At 69.0% G+C, this 16,881-nt stretch carries 17 protein-coding genes and 2 pseudogenes; 7 read left to right on the forward strand and 12 right to left on the reverse strand.

Annotation, left to right across the window (positions count from 1 at the left end):
• Positions 1-500: 500 nt before the first annotated feature.
• Positions 501-704 carry a hypothetical protein gene (locus ACZ6BB_RS40280; RefSeq protein WP_471620068.1) on the reverse strand — a complete coding sequence of 68 codons (204 nt, stop codon included), beginning with the start codon at positions 702-704 and terminating at the stop codon, positions 501-503.
• Between the two features lie 455 nt (positions 705-1,159).
• Positions 1,160-2,281: an NADAR family protein gene (locus ACZ6BB_RS40285; protein WP_471620069.1), complete on the reverse strand. Its 1,122-nt coding sequence runs from the start codon at positions 2,279-2,281 to the stop codon at positions 1,160-1,162.
• Between the two features lie 157 nt (positions 2,282-2,438).
• Here ACZ6BB_RS40285 and ACZ6BB_RS40290 point away from each other — a divergent pair.
• A pseudogene (locus ACZ6BB_RS40290) lies at positions 2,439-2,492 on the forward strand (hypothetical protein); the annotation flags it as partial.
• 56 nt (positions 2,493-2,548) lie between these two features.
• Here ACZ6BB_RS40290 and ACZ6BB_RS40295 read toward each other — a convergent pair.
• The 4 genes from ACZ6BB_RS40295 to ACZ6BB_RS40310 form a co-directional block, all read right to left on the reverse strand.
• The gene (locus ACZ6BB_RS40295; protein ID WP_471620070.1) at positions 2,549-3,007 is read right to left on the reverse strand and encodes a hypothetical protein; all 459 of its coding nucleotides are present in this window, start codon (positions 3,005-3,007) and stop codon (positions 2,549-2,551) included.
• Positions 3,008-3,252: 245 nt separating this feature from the next.
• Positions 3,253-4,725, reverse strand: coding sequence for a class I adenylate-forming enzyme family protein (locus ACZ6BB_RS40300; protein ID WP_471620071.1), 1,473 nt, complete (start codon positions 4,723-4,725; stop codon positions 3,253-3,255).
• A gap of 37 nt (positions 4,726-4,762) precedes the next feature.
• Entirely contained in the window at positions 4,763-5,686 is a 924-nt protein-coding gene (locus ACZ6BB_RS40305) for an alpha/beta hydrolase (protein WP_471620072.1), read from the reverse strand.
• Positions 5,687-5,693: 7 nt separating this feature from the next.
• Complete coding sequence (locus tag ACZ6BB_RS40310; protein WP_471620073.1) at positions 5,694-6,662, reverse strand: enoyl-CoA hydratase/isomerase family protein; 969 nt, start codon at positions 6,660-6,662, stop codon at positions 5,694-5,696.
• Positions 6,663-6,969: 307 nt separating this feature from the next.
• Between ACZ6BB_RS40310 and ACZ6BB_RS40315 the strand changes: the two genes are divergently transcribed.
• Positions 6,970-7,611 (forward strand): TetR/AcrR family transcriptional regulator, encoded by a 642-nt coding sequence (locus tag ACZ6BB_RS40315; RefSeq protein WP_471620074.1) that lies wholly within the window; start codon positions 6,970-6,972, stop codon positions 7,609-7,611.
• A gap of 39 nt (positions 7,612-7,650) precedes the next feature.
• On the opposite strand, the gene ACZ6BB_RS40320 is transcribed toward ACZ6BB_RS40315, so the two are convergent.
• Positions 7,651-8,547 carry a short-chain dehydrogenase/reductase gene (locus tag ACZ6BB_RS40320; RefSeq protein ID WP_471620075.1) on the reverse strand — a complete coding sequence of 299 codons (897 nt, stop codon included), beginning with the start codon at positions 8,545-8,547 and terminating at the stop codon, positions 7,651-7,653.
• A 129-nt stretch (positions 8,548-8,676) separates the two neighbouring features.
• On the opposite strand from ACZ6BB_RS40320, the gene ACZ6BB_RS40325 reads away from it, so the two are divergent.
• Positions 8,677-8,952, forward strand: coding sequence for a winged helix-turn-helix transcriptional regulator (locus tag ACZ6BB_RS40325; RefSeq protein WP_471620076.1), 276 nt, complete (start codon positions 8,677-8,679; stop codon positions 8,950-8,952).
• Between the two features lie 155 nt (positions 8,953-9,107).
• Here the strand turns inward: ACZ6BB_RS40325 and ACZ6BB_RS40330 are convergent, their stop codons facing one another.
• A complete protein-coding gene (locus ACZ6BB_RS40330) occupies positions 9,108-10,013 on the reverse strand; it encodes a LysR family transcriptional regulator (RefSeq protein WP_471620077.1) in 906 nt (301 codons plus the stop codon).
• 70 nt (positions 10,014-10,083) lie between these two features.
• Between ACZ6BB_RS40330 and ACZ6BB_RS40335 the strand changes: the two genes are divergently transcribed.
• Together ACZ6BB_RS40335 and ACZ6BB_RS40340 are read left to right on the forward strand one after the other, a co-directional pair.
• On the forward strand, positions 10,084-11,022 hold the full coding sequence (locus tag ACZ6BB_RS40335; RefSeq protein ID WP_471620078.1) for an NAD-dependent epimerase/dehydratase family protein: 939 nt from the start codon (positions 10,084-10,086) through the stop codon (positions 11,020-11,022).
• 13 nt (positions 11,023-11,035) lie between these two features.
• A complete protein-coding gene (locus ACZ6BB_RS40340) occupies positions 11,036-11,920 on the forward strand; it encodes an aldo/keto reductase (RefSeq protein WP_471620079.1) in 885 nt (294 codons plus the stop codon).
• 43 nt (positions 11,921-11,963) lie between these two features.
• On the opposite strand, the gene ACZ6BB_RS40345 is transcribed toward ACZ6BB_RS40340, so the two are convergent.
• Both ACZ6BB_RS40345 and ACZ6BB_RS40350 read right to left on the reverse strand, forming a co-directional pair.
• A complete protein-coding gene (locus ACZ6BB_RS40345; RefSeq protein WP_471620080.1) occupies positions 11,964-12,788 on the reverse strand; it encodes a maleylpyruvate isomerase family mycothiol-dependent enzyme in 825 nt (274 codons plus the stop codon).
• A gap of 578 nt (positions 12,789-13,366) precedes the next feature.
• Positions 13,367-14,041 (reverse strand): lytic polysaccharide monooxygenase auxiliary activity family 9 protein, encoded by a 675-nt coding sequence (locus ACZ6BB_RS40350; RefSeq protein WP_471620081.1) that lies wholly within the window; start codon positions 14,039-14,041, stop codon positions 13,367-13,369.
• Between the two features lie 397 nt (positions 14,042-14,438).
• Between ACZ6BB_RS40350 and ACZ6BB_RS40355 the strand changes: the two are divergent.
• Positions 14,439-15,019, forward strand: a pseudogene (locus ACZ6BB_RS40355) (TetR/AcrR family transcriptional regulator); the annotation flags it as partial.
• 166 nt (positions 15,020-15,185) lie between these two features.
• On the opposite strand, the gene ACZ6BB_RS40360 reads toward ACZ6BB_RS40355, so the two are convergent.
• On the reverse strand, positions 15,186-15,563 hold the full coding sequence (locus ACZ6BB_RS40360; RefSeq protein ID WP_471620082.1) for a winged helix-turn-helix transcriptional regulator: 378 nt from the start codon (positions 15,561-15,563) through the stop codon (positions 15,186-15,188).
• Between the two features lie 145 nt (positions 15,564-15,708).
• On the opposite strand from ACZ6BB_RS40360, the gene ACZ6BB_RS40365 reads away from it, so the two are divergent.
• Positions 15,709-16,116 carry a RidA family protein gene (locus ACZ6BB_RS40365; protein WP_471620083.1) on the forward strand — a complete coding sequence of 136 codons (408 nt, stop codon included), beginning with the start codon at positions 15,709-15,711 and terminating at the stop codon, positions 16,114-16,116.
• A gap of 146 nt (positions 16,117-16,262) precedes the next feature.
• On the opposite strand, the gene ACZ6BB_RS40370 is transcribed toward ACZ6BB_RS40365, so the two are convergent.
• Positions 16,263-16,667 (reverse strand): IS5 family transposase, encoded by a 405-nt coding sequence (locus ACZ6BB_RS40370; RefSeq protein WP_471620084.1) that lies wholly within the window; start codon positions 16,665-16,667, stop codon positions 16,263-16,265.
• Positions 16,668-16,881: the final 214 nt, after the last annotated feature.

Raw genomic sequence — 16,881 nt, forward strand, 5'->3', positions numbered from 1 at the left:
CCGATCACCCGGTGCCTGAGGACCTCTTCCGCGTCCGCCAAGTCCGTCCGCACCCGCTCCAGTTCGGCTTCGAGCTCCTCCACCCTCACCACCGCGGCCTTCCGCCGGGTCTCCAGAACGGCCCGCATCGACGGCATCCGCCACCCCCACAACATCTCGGCTAGCAACGAGCCGAGACTTCCGCAACACCTGCGATCCCATGCCTGACCAGCGGAATCCGCACACGAGATTCGGAAAGAGAACGACCTCTTAGCCCCCTGAGATGTCTTGTCAGCCACCGTCCCGGACGCCGATCAGGTCTCGGACAAGGGGGTGTGTGATAGGGGAGCCCGCCCGCCTGCGGCGTGGCACCCGGTGCGGTGCGGTGCGGTGCGGCGAGACGATGGCGCGCGCACCGCGATGGGCGGCGCGGCGCATGGTGCGCGCGGCGCGGTACACCGCCCGGCCATGGTGCGCACCAGATGCACGCGGTGCGCACCACCGCCGTCCCCGGGTGCTCACTACACGATGGTCAGGCGCACCGGGTGCGCACCGGCCGGTGCGGGGTGCGCATCAAGGGCCTGGCCGAGGCCGACGGCTTCCATCTGCCGGAGGATGTCGGCGACGTCTTCGTGCTCCTGGGTGAGGACTTCCCTGGTGAAGCGGATAACGGCATGGGCGATGCCCTTCGCCGTGTCCGGCCCGGCCTGCGCCCAGTTGAGCAAGAGTGGTCACGAAGACGGCGTCCGACGGCCTGCAGGGCGAAGGAGTCGTCGCACGGCTCCGGGTCGATGCCGCACAGCACGCGGTGACCGGGACGACGATCCGCTCAGCGACGTCCACGAGCAGCCCGGGCATCCCTGGTTCGGCGGCGACAAACTCGTCGGCGGCCTTCGTGTCGCCGGCCTGGACCGCCCGGAGGTACTTGAAGGCGCTGATCACCTCGTGCGGGGTCATCGGGGCGAGCGGCGCAGCGTGGTTCTCAAACATGGACGGCTCCTCACAGAGTCGGACGCCGTGCCGATCACGGCGTCACGAGAGCAGCCTCGAACGGTTTGCCTGTGGACAGAATCTGCCGCCGGACGGGGGAGGAATCTCCTCACTCATGTCCCGTCTCACCGAAGTTTGACGAGTCTCAGCGAAGTTTGGCCGGCTGGGCGAGGCTGCGCACCCGGCACGCTCACACCCCGAGAATCCCTGCTCGTCGCCCCTGCAGTTCGGAGCGGACGAGTTCGAGGAGGCGCCCCGACCAGTTGCGGCCCCGTCCGGCATTGTCGCCCCAGAAGGACGAGTTCATGTCGTCGTAGATCAGGATGGCATCGTCCGTGGCGAGCAGGACCTCGGCCAGCTCGGGGTGTTGGCCGTACTTGGCGCGCAGCAGATGTGTCATGACGGCGGTTCGGGCGTGTTCCCAGTCCTCGCGGCGGGGGGTCTCGGCTGCGAGCGTGCGCGCTGCGGTGGCGGTCTCCGCCGTGGCGATCGCGTGCCGGGTTTCCAGGTCGGCGACCGACAGGGCCCAGTAGGCGTGGGCGACGGAGGGGTAGGCGGTGCCTTCGAGGGTGATCGGGGCGGGGTAGTCGTGACGCAGGGCGAGCTTGCCGGGATCGTCCACCGGCTGGGTCGGGAACGAGTGGTAGAGCTGGAGGGCCGGGGCGTGTGGTGTCGCCGGTCCGTCCGCGGAAACGCGGGTGGCCCTCTCGGACCTCCAGTGGGCCCGTTCCTCGAAGTACGCGAGGGCGCTGTCGTAGTCCTCCTGAGTGACCGTTCCGTCGAACGGCAGGTAGGTCTGGCCGCCGGGACCCGCCACCAGGATCCGCAGTGGCCGGTCCTTGCTGTCCATGTCGCCCAGCGCGTAACAGCGCTGTGTCTCCGGGACTGCTAGGAACGCCTCGCGGGCCGCGGCCCGGTTCTCCTCGGTCCGGTCGGCGAGGAAGACGTCGACGGCGGCCAGGCATCGGCCGGTCGAATCGGGCCGGCCATTCAGTTGGTCGATGGTGTCCCGGACTTCGGCGACCAGCAGTTCGGGCGTGATCCAGCTCTCCGGCTCGTTGAACTTCCAGCCCGCCAACTCGTGCGCGGAGGCGTCGCCGCCTTCGGGGAAGCCGGTGGCCACCCAGCCGGTGCGCAGCTTCTCCTCGAGCTCCTCGACGGTGACCAGGCCCCAGCAGTCGATGAGCCCGTCGGCGTAGATGAAGAGGTCAGTGAGGAAGTAGTGGCCTCCGTTGCGGATGAAGGCGTGGCGCCAGGTTCCGGGTATGCGGACGCCGTCCGCCGTGCGATGGGTGATCCGGTTGCCGATCATCCTGGGATTGTGCCGCATTGACTACGGAGCGGGCCGTCATTCTCCTCCAGGTCGGCCAGCGGTCAAACTTCGGCGAGACAACCGTAGGTCAGTCAAACTTCATTGAATCGAACAGACCCAGCACACTCGCGCCCCCGCACCGACCTTCGACCTCCTGATCGTCGATGAGGCACACCGCACCGCGGGAAGCTGGGACAAGGACTGGACCGTCCTGCACGACCACACCCGCATCCGAGCGGACCGCCGTCTCTACCTGACCGCCACCCCCTACGAATGGGACCCACCACGCCTGACCGAAGCACCCACCTCCCGCCCCCCCCAGCCCAGCGCACCGCGGCCGACGCCCCCGCCTGGGACGCCCCTGCCTTTGTCGCCTCCATGGCGGACACGAAAACCTTCGGCCCCCGCCTCCACACCTACAGCCACGCCGACGCCATCGAGGACGGAGTCCTCGCCGATTGTCAACTGGTCGTCCCCACGATCACCGACACCCACCTGCGCACCGTACTCACCACCCCCGACACGCATTCCGGCTTCGGCCCGGCCGTACGCCGCACCACCGCCCTGCACCTGGCGGTCCTCAAAGCGATGACCGAACGCCATGACGTGGGCGACGAGGTCGTCCGTGGAGGCGAAGTGCGCGTAGAAGGCTCCGTTGGTGAGCCCGGCGTCCGGCATCAGCGTGGAGATGCCCGAGCCGTCTGTGCCGTCCTGCTTGAACCGCATCGTCGCTCAGGTTCCTCACGGTCTGCGACCTGGGAGCGAGCGCACCGGTGGCGAGGCCCTCACCGTCGCCGCCCAGTCAGCCAAGGGCCTGCGCCGCCGTTGCGAGCAACTCCGCGGATGTCCCCGGCAGGCGGGGCGTGTGGCGAAGTTCGCGCAGTTCCGGGGGAGCCCGGAACTGCCCTTCGGCCCCTGGCGCGGAGCTGAGGGCCGCCACCGCAGACAGCCCACAGTGCCATCCATGGAGGTCAGGTCCGCGCAGAGACCTCAGTGTGGGCAGCGCGCAGCGAGACCTTGTCGATCTTGCCGACCGCGTTCTTCGCGATGGCTTCCACCACGAAGAACGCGGTCGGGCGCTTGAATCCCGTGAGACTGCGTGCGCAGAGGGACTGCAGAGCCGAGGGATCGACGGTCGAACCCGGTCGGGGCTGGACGTAGGCGACGACGACTTCTCCCCATTTCTCGTCGGGGACGCCGATCACGGCGGCCTCGAGCACCGATGGGTCACCGACGAGGACGTCCTCGATCTCCTTGGGGTAGATGTTCTCCCCGCCACGGATGATCATGTCTTTCGAACGTCCGACCAGGGTCAGGTATCCGTCGGCATCGAGCCGGCCCACGTCGCCGGTGTGCAGCCAGCCGTCGACGAGGACTTTGGCTGTTTCTTCCGGGCGGCCGAGATAGCCCCGCATGACGTTGGGTCCCCGCACGACGACCTCTCCCTCCACGCCCGGCGGCACCTCGCTGCCGTCGGCGTCGACGATCCGGATCTCCTGGCCGGGGAAGGGCAGTCCCACGGTTCCGGCGCGTCGGGGGCCCGCAACAGGATTGATGGTGGATGCGCAGGTTCCCTCGGACAGCCCGTACCCCTCGACGAGCGGAAACCCGTAACGGGCCTCGAACCGGGTCAGCAGCTCTGCGGAGGCGGGTGCCGCACCGCAGACTCCGAAGCGCAGGGACGACGTGTCCGGGCGGATCTGGTCCGGAAGCGCCGCGAGCATGCTGTAGATCGTCGGGACGGCGCTGAAGAAGGTGGGGCGCTCGCGCTCGACGACGTCGAAGAAGGTCTCCGGATGGAACCGGTCGGCGATGGCGACGCTCGCGCCCGCCAGCAACGGGATGAGGGTGCTGACCACGATGCCGTTGACGTGGAAGAGCGGCAGGATCAGCAGGCACCTGTCGGCCGGCCCGACCTCCAGCGCCCGACGCCCCATGTCCGCCATGGCGTCGATGTTGCCGTGATCGAGCATCACCCCTTTGGGAACCCCGGTCGTGCCGCTGGTGTAGATGAGCAGGGCCAGCGCCGACGGGTCCGCAAGGGGTGCCTGATCCGGCTCCGCCGCTGCGTGGTGCAGTTCACCGACGGCGAGGACGGCAGCCCCGTCCGCCACGGCGGTCTCACCGTCCTCGCTCACCAGGAGGCGTGCGCCGGAGTCCTTGAGCTGCCGGGCGACTTCGATGTCGGTCATGCTCGGATTGACCGGCGTGACGGTGGCGCCGAGCCGCCAGGCGGCGAACAGCAGGAGCACGAACTCGACGCGATTGGTCAGCCTGAGGGCCACGACATCGCCGGGGCCGACCCCGAGGTCCTGCAGGTGACGTGCCGCCGCCTGGACGCGACGCAGCAACTGGGCGTTGGTGAGGGCCTGACGTCCGTCCGAGACCGCGGCCCCATCAGGGTCGAGGGCCGCGCGGCGGTCGGGCAGAGATGCGAAATTCATGGCGAGGGCGTACCTGTCTGGGTGTGATGCGATCCGGTCACGGAGCTGATGTGGCGGCTGCCGGGTTCATCTGGCGGGTGAGGAACTCGATCTGGTCGCGCACCAAATCCTCGAAGGTCTCGCCGGTGTAGAAGTCGAAGTGGCCGGCGTCGTACCTCTTGATCTCCCCCTTGGGCGCGGTGCGCGCGTACCGGAGGGTCTGGGCGGGTGGCGTGACGGAGTCGGTCTCGCTGACGCAGAAGAGGATCGGCATGTCGATCCTCTTGGCCGCGCGCCCGGGCCGGTAGGCGAGGATGGTCGGGACGACCCTCGCCGCCACCTCGTTGCGGAATGTCGTTCCCGCGGGCTGGAGCGCCTGGTATCCGGGCAGGGCGTCGGGGGCGTTCATGAGGGCCGGTGTGCCGGGGGCGGCGGCGATCGGAACCATCACGGGCGGCTTCCCACGTCCTCTGGCTGCCAGATCGCGGGCTACCACGGGGAGCACCTTGAGCGAGGCGGCAGGGCCGAGCGCGAGCGCGGAGGCGAGACCGTCGGTGAAGGGGCACTGCGCCACGGCCGCGCGCAGTTCGGGATGGCGTGAGGCGACGGTGATGGCATGGCCGCCGCCGAACGAGCTGCCCCACACGGCGATACGGGTGCGGTCGACGTCCGTGTGTGCCTTGACGTAGGCGATGGCGGCGTCCCAGTCGGTGAGCTGACGCTTGATCGACAGGAGTTGGCGAGGGTGGCCACCGCTGTCGCCGAAGTGCCGGTAGGTGAAGGCCACCGCGGCGATGCCGGCCTGTGCGAAGCGCTCGGCGAAGGCGTCCAGGCGCATCTCGCGGACGGCGCCGAGGCCGTGCCCGAGGATGACAACGGGCGCAGACGTGACGCCCGTGGGGAGGTAGAGCCAACCGGCGCAGGCGCTGTCGCCGGAAGGGAACGTGATGTCGTGACGGGTGAAGGACTGCTGAGTGGTCATCGTCGGTTCACCGCCCGTCCGTCGGGCGACGGCCCGGCACGCTGCCCGACGCGAGGGCCCGGGCGTAGGTGCCCGGTGTGTAGAGCGGGAGTTCGCCGGTGGCGTCGGTAGTGGCCTGGTAGTCGAGCATCAGCCTCTGGCCTTCCTTCGACATGATTTGGGTGAAGAACTCGGCGCGTTCGACATGCAGGCCGTCCTCCAGTGACATCGAGCCGCCGAAGTACACCGACCTCTTGGCGGCCGCGACCGACCCCTTCGACCGCTTCCCGAAGTGCTCGGCGAGTTCGACCGCCTGCACGACCACCTTGTCCTGCGCGACGACCTTGTCCACCGCCCCGTTGGCGAGAGCTTCCGCGGGCGTGAACGGCTTGCCTTCGAGGATCGCGGCCAGGGACCGGTGGGTGCCGATCAGACGGGTCAGCCGCTGGGTGCCGCCACCGCCCGGGATGATGCCGAGGAGGATCTCCGGCTGGCCGATGAAGAAGTCCCCGTCGGCCATGACCCGCAGATCGCACGCCCAGGCGAACTCCGCGCCGAGGCCGAGAGCCGAACCGTTGAGGGCGGCGACGTAGAGCACGCCGCTGGCGTTCATCCGCAGGAAGGTCGTGTGCAGACGTTCCAGCTGGAGGGCTCCTCGCATCGGGGTCCTGCGCGTCACGGGCCCGAGGAGACGGGACCGATCCAGGTGCTTGGCCATGCGTACGACGGCTGAAGCAGCGCGCCGGCCGACCGTAGGGCTCGCGGCGCCCTCTTCCTGCAGCCACCGCACCGCGGCATGGCTGACGAACCGCTCGGGATGCGCCCCGGTGAAGACGACGGCACGGACGTTCGGATCGCGGTCGGCTCGGGCCACCAGCCTGTCCAGCTGCTGGGCGATGTCGAGGCCGAACTCCTGGTGCGGGCCGCCGTCGACCCGGACGATCAGGACGGCCCCGCGATCTTCGACCGTCAGACGGCCCTTGTCTTTGTATGGCATGAGTTCTGCTCCCGTGCTGAGTTCATGGCGGGGGTGGGAAAGTGCGTCGGGACGGCCGCGGATGCGTGTCGCAGCGATGAGGTCGGGTTCGCCCCGACACGCTGTGCCCGCACGGGCGGCAGGAGACTGGACCAGCGCGTGATGACGTGTCCGAAGGCGGACGCGTGTATCGAAGGTGGCACGTCACGTGCGATGTGTACTATTGCCGTGAAGAATTACATAACCAAGTTATTTCTGGTGTGTCAACGGTGGAGGCGTACGGAACATGGCAGGGCGGGCGAGGCTCGAAGACGCACCGGAACGACTTGTGCAGGCGGCCATCGGCCTGCTGGCCGAGCAGGGTCCGTCGGCTGTGAAGGCGCGCACGGTGGCCGCCGCGAGCGGGCTGTCGACGATGGTGGTCTACAGCCACTTCGGCGGGATCCCCGAGCTGATGAGCGCTGTCGCCGACCACGGGTTCAAGGAACTCGGCGCAGCGTTCGGCCGGGTACCGGTGACGGAGGACCCGATCGCGGATCTCTTCGCCATGGCCCTGACCTGCCGTCGGCAGGCCCGCGAGAACCCTCACCTCTACGACCTGATGTTCGGACTGTCCACTCGGGCGACCTACCGGCCTCTGCCGGATACGGACCGCCGCCTGAGCGGGCACTCCCCGGCCTTTCGGGAAGCCCACGCCCATGTCACCGCGGCGTGCGAACGGCTCGTGGACTCCGGCAGGGTCGAGCGGCAGGAACCCGAAGCCATCGCCGCCCAGCTGTGGAGCTACGTGCACGGTTACATCACCCTCGAACTGGCTGAACACTTCGTCGAGTTCGACGACGCCGTGACGCAGGTCCTCCTGCCGATGGGCGTGACCTTCGCTGTCGGCCTGGGAGAGGAGCGGGAACGCGCCGAGGCCTCCCACGAGACCGGCGCTCGCCTGTACGACTCGATCGTCCAAGGCCGCTGAGAGGCCTGGTCGGCGGGTGCTGCCCCGGTGCGCGGCCGGCTAGGACGCCCTGGTCTCCGCGGGAGGGGCATCTGTGCCAGGCGCGAGCTGGTCCTGCCTCCCCAGCGCCGCGACCTCCCGTTCGAGGGACGGCACCGCCCGGGCCGCGAAGCGCCTCGCCCAGGGCCAGGCCAGCGGTGAATTCAGCACAGCCTTGGCCCAGTTGGCCACGACGACCGCACGCGGGACGTACACGCGGGCGCGCCGGCGTACGAGTCCGTCGACGATCGCGGCGGCCGCCCGGTCGGCGCTCGTGGTGACGTTGCCCGGATAGGGGAGTCGCGCGCGCAGGCCCTGGAACGAGGGCAGGTCCGCCTCGGCGCCTCGCACGAGGTCCGTGTCGATCCAGGAGGGGTGCACCACGCCGACCGTGACTCCGAGGTGGGCCACCTCCTGCCGGTAGGTCAGGGCGAGCAGCTCGGCCCCGGCCTTGCTCGCGCCGTAGGAGGCCATCGCGGCCAGCGGCATGAACGACAGCGCGGACGCGACGACCAGCACGTGGCCCCGGCTGCGCTCCAGGTGCGGCGTCGCGTACTTGAGGGTGCGGAACACGCCGTTGAGGTTGATGTCCAGGACCCGCTCGAACGACGCCTCGTCCGTCTGTCGCACCGTCCCGTACGCCACGACGCCGGCATTGGCGACCACGAGGTCGATGCCGCCCATGACCTCGGCGGCCTCGTCGAGCGCCGATCGCAGAGCGGCCCCGTCGCGCACATCGGCCTCACGCCACGAAGCGGCGGGACCCAGCTCGTCGGCAAGAGCCCGCAACCGATCCGCTTCGATGCCGATCACGGTCACCCGGGCCCCTCGGGCGGCGGCGAGGCGGGCCACCTTCTCGCCGATGCCGCGTGCCGCTCCGGTGACAACCAGCTTCTTGCCCAGCAAGTCACGTTTCATGGCGGCAACATAACTTCGTTATTGATGGAGCACAAGAGACTGCGCACCGGTCGCTGTTCGGTTCACCTGCTGGGTCTCACGACTGGACGAACCTATGCTGGCCGTTATGAGGCGGACACCCTTTGCGCAGTGGCCTGCTCGATCGCGCGCACCATGGACCTGCTCGGGGACTGGTGGACGCCGCTGGTGCTGCGTGAGGCGTTCTACGGGATCCGGCGGTTCGACGCGTTCCAGGAGTCGCTGGGGATCGCCCGCAACACGCTGACGGACCGGCTGCGCCGGCTGGTGGAGGAGGGGCTGCTGGAGAAGCGGCCCTACCAGACGGAGCCGGTCCGCCATGACCAACTGGGCGGGCCCCGCGCAGGCTCGGGGTCGGGCGGGGACGCTTCGTGGCGGACGTCCTGAGGTCGAGTGGTCCGGTGATCGCGGCGATCCTCGGGAGCGCCAGCTTCGAAAAGGTCCTTTGACCCCAGAGGTGACGGGGCGCCGCTCCAAGCGCGGTCGCCCACGAGACACCTGCACACTCGCGCGCGGCGAAGGCGCTCTTCGAGAACGGATCACTACCTGTTGTGCTGCGTCGCCTGTTCGCGAAGGGCGTGAAGGAGCGTCGTGACGTGGGGTCGGTCACGGCCGCTGATCGTGGCGACGCCGATGTACCGGATCGGGCCCGGCGACTTGATCGGGACGGTGCTCAGACCCGGGATCTCGGGGGCGAGTGCGATGGAGGGGATCAGGGAGATTCCCATGCCTGCGGCGACGAGGGAACGGGCGAAGAAGTAGTCGGTGGTGGTCCCGCGGATGTCCGGATCGAAGCCTGCGTGCTGGGCGAAGCGGCGTAGGTATGCCTCGGTCTTCATGCAGCCGAGCACCCAGGGCTCGGCTGCCAGATCGGCGAGGTCGAGCGCGTCGTGGTCGGCGAGCCGGTGCCCCGGCGGAAGGACGACGTGCAGGGGATCTTCCAGGAGTGGCGTCCACTCCAGGCTGGAGCCAGGGCTCGGACCGACGGGGAGCGGACCGTCGAAGTGGTAGGCGAGGGCGAGGTCCACGGCGCCCTGACGGACGAGCGGAAGGGTGTCCTCGGGTTCGCCCTCTCTGACGTGCAGCACGGTGCGGGGATGGGCTGCCATGAGCCGGGTGAGAGCGCCGGGCAGCAGCAGCCTGCCGCCGCTGGTGAACGTGGCGACCCTGAGCTGGGTGCGGCCAGTGGCGAGCGCAGCGACCTGCTGCTGTGCGTGTTCGAGCTCCGCGGCGACCGATTCGGCGGCGCCGACCATGATGTGGCCCGCCTGGGTGAGCGTGACGCCTCGGGTGCTGCGCACGACGACCTGCGCACCGAGGCCGCGTTCCAGAGCAGCCATCTGCTGGGAGACGGCCGAGGGGGTGAGGCGGAGAGCCGCGGCCGCCCGGTTGAAGCTGCCGTACTCCGCCACCGCCCGCAGAATGCGGAGCCGCTGCCCATCCATCAACAGTTTTCCTTAATACCTATGCGTCAAGTCGGTACTTCTGCTGTGGACGATAGGTCTGCAGGCTGAAGGCATGCAAAGGATCTGCGTCATCGGCGGAAGCCGGTACTTCGGAAAGCTCCTGGTAGAGCGCCTGCAGACCGCGGGCCATCAAGTCACTGTGATCAACCGCGGCTCCACCCCGCCGCCCACCGGTGTCGAGCACCTCGTCGTCGACCGCGGCGACGAGGCCGCCCTGACAGCCGCGCTCGACGCCCGCACCTTCGACGTCGTGGTGGACCAGGTCTGCTACACCCCGGTACAGGCCGCCATCGCCGCCCGCGTCTTCGCCGACCGCACCCGGCGCCACGTCATGACCTCCACGATCGAGGTCTACGACCCCGCGACCGCCGCCCTGCCGACCGTGCCCTTGGGGACACCCGTGTCAGAGGAGAGCGTCGACCCGGCCACCTGGCAGGTGGCCATGGACCTGCCCTGGCACGACGACGCCTACCTGGATGCCCACTACGCCGAAGGCAAACGGCAGGCCGAGGCCGTCCTGGCACAGGCCGGCACCCTCGCCTTCGCCAGTGTGCGCAGCGCCCATGTGCTCGGCGGTGGCGCGCGGGAGTTCACCGGCCGCCTGGCGCACTACGCCGGGCGCGTCACCCGGGGCGAGGAGATCACTGTGCATGCGAAGGCGCTGCCCACGGTCTTCATCCACTACGAGGAGCTGGCTGACCTGCTGGTGTGGGCGACCGCAGCCGACTTCACCGGCCCGGTCAACGCCTGCTCCGACGGCCCGCTCGACGTGCACGACCTCGCCGAGATCGTTGCCGCGCAGGCCGGCCGAGAGGCCGTCTACCGAACCGTCCCGGCAGGCGAGGACGCCTCGCCGTTCTCCTTCGACCGCCACTACGCCATGAGCAACGCCCGCGCGAAGCAGCTGGGGTTCTCCTTCTCCTGTACCACCGACTGGCTGCCCGCCGCTGTCACCGAAACCCTTGCCGCCCCTGCCACTCCCCACGCATAAGGAACAGGCCACTATGCAGTACCGCACCATTGGCCACACCGCCGTCGGCGCCATCGGCCTGGGCGCCATGCCGCTCTCCATCGAGCAGCGCCCGGACGAAACCCGGGCCGTCGCCACCGTCCACGCCGCCCTCGACGCCGGCGTCACACTGATCGACACCGCCGACAGCTATCACTGGCACGCCGACGAGGCCGGCCACAACGAGCTGCTGATCGCGCGCGCCCTGGCCCGCTACGGCGGCGACACCTCCCACGTCCTGGTGGCCACCAAGGGAGGCCGTGGCCGCCCCGGCGACGGCCGCTGGACCGTCACCGCGGCCCCCGCCCACCTCAAACGAGCCGCTGAAGCCTCCGCCAAGCGCCTGGGCGTCGAGGCGATCGGCCTCTACCAGCTGCACAAGCCGGACCCGGCCGTGCCCTGGGCGGAATCCGTCGGCGCGCTGCGCGAGCTGTACGACGCCGGCACCATCCGCGGCGCCGGCATCTCCAACGTCACGACCGCCCAGATCCGCCAGGCACACCAGATCCTCGGCGACCGACTCGTCTCCGTACAGAACCGGTACTCGCCCGCCGTCCGCGACAGCGAGCCCGAGCTGCGGCTGAGTGAACAGCTGGGGCTGGCCTTCCTGCCCTGGAGTCCACTCGGCGGCATCTCCCGCAGTTCCCTGGACGGTCCCTCCGGTCCCGCAAACATCGGCACGGGCTTCCACCGCATCGCCGCCGAACGCGGTGTCAGCCCCCAGCGGATCGCCCTGGCCTGGCTGCTCGCGCGCTCCCCGGCAGTGATCCCGATACCGGGAGCCAGCCGCCCTGCCTCCATCACCGACTCCGCCAGGGCCGTGGAACTCACCCTGAACACGCAGGAGCTGAAGGCACTCGAGGGCGCCCTGCCGAGCTGAGCCGTGGCGACTCTCAGCGCCGGGCTTGTCAAGAAAGCCCTGCTCACGGGGCGTTGAACAAAGTGGGGAAGCTGAGGGCGAGCCAGGGTTTGCGGCCCCCGGCCAGCACAGCGCCGCGTGCCATGGCCTTCCAGGGGCCCAGACGCCCCAGCGCGATGAGGAGGAAGGCGACCGGCTCGATCTGGATGATGCAGTCCGATCGCTCTGGCGCGTTTGGAAGAACCTCGACCGTCCCCCCGGTGAACGTGACGCCGAAGGTCGAGCCGCCCCGGACTCGCAAGGTGTAACGGGCCGTCAGCGCGGCGGCGACTGCGACGCGAGGCATCGCCGTCTGCAGGAACGGCAGGCACAACCCGACCCGCCTCGCGTTGATCATGTGCGGTCGACGCAGCCCGCGGGCGAGATCGTAACCGTGACCCAGCATGTGGGTCAGCAGGTACGAGGCGAGAACGTCCTGGTCCATGGGACCGAGCGGGGTCAGGAGGGTCCGGCCGGCGGTCCCGTCCGCCACGGCTCGGTCCACCGCGTCCAGGAACACGTCGGCCTGCTCCACGATCATCGTGGCCAGCGGTTCCGCCGCGCGCTCGGGGAACTCGACGAGACTCTGTGCGTTGGCCGCCGCGAGACTCTGCGGCGTCCCGTCTCCGTAGACGCGTTCCTGGCCGGACGCGAGATCGGCCATCAAGCCGTTGGCCAAGGCAAGATGGGCGGCCGTCTCGCCGACGGTCCACTCCAACCCCGGTACGGGTGCGGTCGTGTCCGTCGCGCCGTCCAGGAGCGCGGCGATGGCAGCGGCGGTCTCCCGTATCGCCTGACCGAGTCCTTCTGGCAGGGAGTCTCTGGTCCTCGTCTGTGTTTCCCGGTCCACGCCGCTCGTTTCTCCTCGTGTCTCCGTGATCACGCATGTGTAGCGCGGTACAGAACCAGACCCACCGGTCCGGGGCAAGGGGCGAGGGCCCCGGATCTTTGGGGAAGGCAGTCAACTGGGTTGTCCTGAAAGGAATCGGGGACGGCATGGTGCCGCGCAACAGCCGCCTGTGCGGCAGTCTCTGCGGCGCCACGAAGCCGCGGCGGGACATCCCGCCGATCGTCGCCCTGGCCGAGAGAGGGCACCTCGACAATGCGGGCACGGGGCAAGCACAGGGTCCCGTCGGACGAGGCGAAAGAGGCCGTTCGAGCGTTGGACGCCGGGTGGGAGATCCGCACGGACGTGGTGCGGCGGTGATCCACCGAGGCCCGGTACGCGCTGTCGGCGATGTCCGGTGTCTGTCTCCGATGGTGGACGACGGCTCAAGTGAGGCACGCGGGAAGCCCCGCCGGGGCAGGGCGACCACATGGGGCCCTTGCCTCGACGGGGCTCGGTATTCGGCCGGGCGACGACCGCCGGGTTCCCGACGGGTTACCGGCGCCCGGCAGAGGCCGGTGCCGTGCGCGGTGCTGCGCGGCTCAGCCGAAGTTCACGTCGCTGCACCACATGTAGGCCTGGTCGAGGTGCGAGGCCTGCCAGATCACGAACACGATGTGGTGTCCGGTGTAGCCGGAGGTCCGGACGGGGAACGTGATGTTCTGTGCCGGGGCGAAGCGGCCGGTCTGCGTGATGAAGTCGAGGTTGCTCCAGCCCAGGGTCTGGGTCTTGGGGTTGAAGCCCTGCTTGCTCACGTAGACCTTGAAGTAGTCGGCACCGTGGGACGCCTGGTCGTACAGCTGGACCGAGAAGTTGCTGCCGATGGTGGTGGTCTTCCACGCTCCGGGCTTGTCCAGGCTGGCGTTCCTCGAGAGGTTGTTGCTGCAGAGTGTCCCGTCGGGGGTCCGCGCCTGGAACTGGCCTCCGAGGCCGTCCCGGAGCGCGCTCATCCAGTTCCACATGGTGTCGGCGTTGGCCTGGAAGGCCTGCCAGCACATGGGGTCCTGGGTCTGCATGGCAGGGTTCGTGTGGTTGTTGCCCCACGTCTTCCAGCACTGGTACGCGCGGGTGGCGGGGCCGACGACGGTGCCGTGGGCCTGGGCGGGGGTCGACCAGGCGAGGGCGCCGACGACCACGGCGAACAGCATGACGAGCGCCTGGAGAGACCGGCGGGGGGACGCCTGCGAACGCCCGGTTAACGGACTCTTATTGCGCATGTGGGGGGACTCCTTCCAGTGGCGAGGCTGCTATGGGAGCGCTCCCAGCGTTAGGACTTCTGAGTGAGATGTCAATGAAGTGGACGGAGTTGATTGCGGGGATGGGTGGCGAGCAGGACCTATGGAGACTGCGACAGCGCTGTACCGGTATCCAGGGAAGTCCATGCTGGGAAGGCCGAGACCTCCGTGGTGGTCACGGAACGAGGGTTCGCCGGGGACCGGGCGTACGCCGTGCTCGATGAGAGGAGTGCGGTGGGCAGCCTTCAAACAGCCGCGCAAGTGGGAGGCGTTGCTGTGCTGCCGGAGTCCCTTCGGCGACTCCGGCACGGTCCGGTTCGACCTGTCTGGCGTTCGACCCTGTCCGCTGAGGACCCGGATCTGGACGTGGAACAGAACCGAGCACAGCATCTACGCCCCCATGGCGACCGTGGCCCGACGGGCCGGGGTGGGCGTTGCCACGCTGTACCTGCGGTTCCCGACGCGGGACGCCCTGGTGTGGGCCACGTTCGCGCACCAGATGGACACCTGCGCTCGGGGGCTCACCGACGCGCTGGCCGATTCCGATCCGTGGCAGGGCTTGAGCGGCTGGCCGAGACGGTCTGCGAACTACAGGGGGAGGAACGGGGCTTACCGGCCGCGTTCGGCACGGCCTTTCCGGACAGCACGCGAGAACACGCGCGCGTACGGGAAACAGGCCGAGCGGGACTTCATGATCCTGGTCCGCAGAGCTCAGGCGGCGGGCGCGCTGCGAGCCGACATCCCCCCTCCGGCATCGCCATGTCCCTGTTGGCCCACTGCGATCCGGTCGCCGCACTGCCGGGTGACCCCGTGGCGTCCCGGCGTCTGGTGGCGTACCCGCTTCAGCAGTTCCGCGCCGAGGTGGCCTACGGAGCGCTGCCGATGCCGAGCGCACTGTCGCTGCGCAGTCTTCCGCTCGCGGCCGACGGCTCGCAGGCACAGCAAACCACCAGAACCTGACACGAAGCGGCGGCTGCCGCGCGGCCCGCCCGCTCTTCAGACGTCTGGTGGCCGCCCAAGACTGCGGCGACCCTCGCGTCGATGCGTGCCCCCACCTGCGATGCCGCATCCGCAGGAGGTGCCGTGGCCCCGACGCAGCGCCGGGCGAGCGACGCAGCCGTCCGCTTCATGTGTCGAAGCGGTGGCGGGACGTCTCGATGTGACCGAGGTATCGGTGGGTCCAGTCGCACAGTCCGTCGATCGTCACCCGCAGGGCCTGGCCCGGCTCGGTGAGGGTGTATTCGACCCGGGGTGGCACGACCGGGTGCACCGTCCGCTCGACCAGGCCGTTGCGCTCGAGCATGCGCAGGTTCTGGGTGAGCATCTTGTGGCTGATGCCTTGGACCTCGTTCCGCAGCTCGCCGAAGCGCAGGGTGTGCTCTCCCAGAGCTTCGATGATCAAAAGTGCCCACTTGTTGGCAACGTCCGAAAAGATCTCCCGTGCCAGAGAGTCCGCGCGCCGAAGATCCGCTTCGTCGGGCGAGCCCGTGAACTGCTTGGTCACCGTCAGGTACTCCAGTCACTGAAAAGTGCGTACTTCCGCCTCAGCAGCCACTCTCCTACGGTGCCTGAGTAACCACAAGAGACCGAGGTGCCCTTGGTCCGGTGGTGGCGAGCCCACGGGCTCCCTTGACGAGGAGGCAGGCAGCATGGCCGTCACACTGGTGAACCCCAACGGATTGCCCAAGATCGACGTCTACCGGCAGGTGGCGGTCGCGACGGGGACGAAACTGGTCTTCATCGCCGGGCAGGTCGCCTGGGACGCCGAAGGGGCCACGGTAGGAGAAGGCGATCTCCCCGCCCAGGTGGAGCAGTGCTACCTCAACATCGCCACCGCCTTGGCCGAGGTCGGCGGTTCCTTCGACGACGTGGCGAAACTGACGGTCCACGTCGTCGACTGGACCCCCGACAAAATGCCCCAGCTCCTGGAGGGCATCCGTCGGGCATCCGTGAAGCTGGGCGTCACCCCGGCCCCGCCGGCCACGCTGCTGGGCGTTGCGGCATTGGACGTACCCGACCACCTGGTGGAGATCGAAGCCATAGCGATCTTGAGCTGAACGCGTTCCTTCACCTGCGGGCGCCGAGACGGGCACCAACCCCGACGCCGATCATGAGGGGGAGGGTCCGGCGAAATCGTCGACCGAAAAGCAGTCGAGATCTGTAAAGGCTGTCAGCACCCCGCGTTCCCGGCCAGGGTCCGTCTTCAAACGGATCTTGCCCAGAGTAGGAATGACGCGAGTGTGACCGCTGCTTCGTAGGAGGTGGCGGTCTTGTCGTATCGGGTGGCGATGCCGCGAAAGCCTTTGAGTCGGTTGAAGCAGCGTTCGACGATGTCGCGTTGACGGTGGATCTGCCGGTCGAACGATGGTGGCCGCCCGCCGCGGCGGCCGCGGTTGTGCCGGTGTCGCTGCTGGTCGGTCTTCTCCGGGATGGTGTGGCCGATGCCGCGTTTGCGCAGGTAGGCGCGGAAGCCGCGGGAGCTGTATGCCTTGTCGGCGATGACCTGGTCGGGTCTGCAGCGGGGCCGGCCCGGGCCGGTGCGAGGGACACGGATGCGTTCCAGAAGAGGTCGCGCGCAGATGCTGTCGTGACGCTGTCCTGGCGTCACCAGGACCGGTGCCGTCGCTGGTCGGTCTTCTCGGGGATGGTGTGTGCAACGCCGCGTCTTCACAGGTAGGCACGGGAAGCCGCGGGAGCTGTAAGCCTTGACTGCGATGACCTCGTCGGGGGTTGGCCTAGAGACTCTCCCTCGACTCTCCCCGGCGCCTGCTCCCCCCCCCCCCCAACCCTCGGCCCCCCCGGCCCCCACCACCGCATCAACA

Source organism: Streptomyces sp. NPDC041108, assembly GCF_055592645.1.

Coding starts and splice junctions, on each gene's coding strand:
- ACZ6BB_RS40285 (WP_471620069.1), bottom strand. CDS start 2,281: ATGATCGGCAACCGGATCACCCATCGCACGGCGGACGGCGTCCGCATA.
- ACZ6BB_RS40295 (WP_471620070.1), bottom strand. CDS start 3,007: ATGCGGTTCAAGCAGGACGGCACAGACGGCTCGGGCATCTCCACGCTG.
- ACZ6BB_RS40300 (WP_471620071.1), bottom strand. CDS start 4,725: ATGAATTTCGCATCTCTGCCCGACCGCCGCGCGGCCCTCGACCCTGAT.
- ACZ6BB_RS40305 (WP_471620072.1), bottom strand. CDS start 5,686: ATGACCACTCAGCAGTCCTTCACCCGTCACGACATCACGTTCCCTTCC.
- ACZ6BB_RS40310 (WP_471620073.1), bottom strand. CDS start 6,662: ATGCCATACAAAGACAAGGGCCGTCTGACGGTCGAAGATCGCGGGGCC.
- ACZ6BB_RS40320 (WP_471620075.1), bottom strand. CDS start 8,547: ATGAAACGTGACTTGCTGGGCAAGAAGCTGGTTGTCACCGGAGCGGCA.
- ACZ6BB_RS40335 (WP_471620078.1), top strand. CDS start 10,084: ATGCAAAGGATCTGCGTCATCGGCGGAAGCCGGTACTTCGGAAAGCTC.
- ACZ6BB_RS40340 (WP_471620079.1), top strand. CDS start 11,036: ATGCAGTACCGCACCATTGGCCACACCGCCGTCGGCGCCATCGGCCTG.
- ACZ6BB_RS40350 (WP_471620081.1), bottom strand. CDS start 14,041: ATGCGCAATAAGAGTCCGTTAACCGGGCGTTCGCAGGCGTCCCCCCGC.
- ACZ6BB_RS40365 (WP_471620083.1), top strand. CDS start 15,709: ATGGCCGTCACACTGGTGAACCCCAACGGATTGCCCAAGATCGACGTC.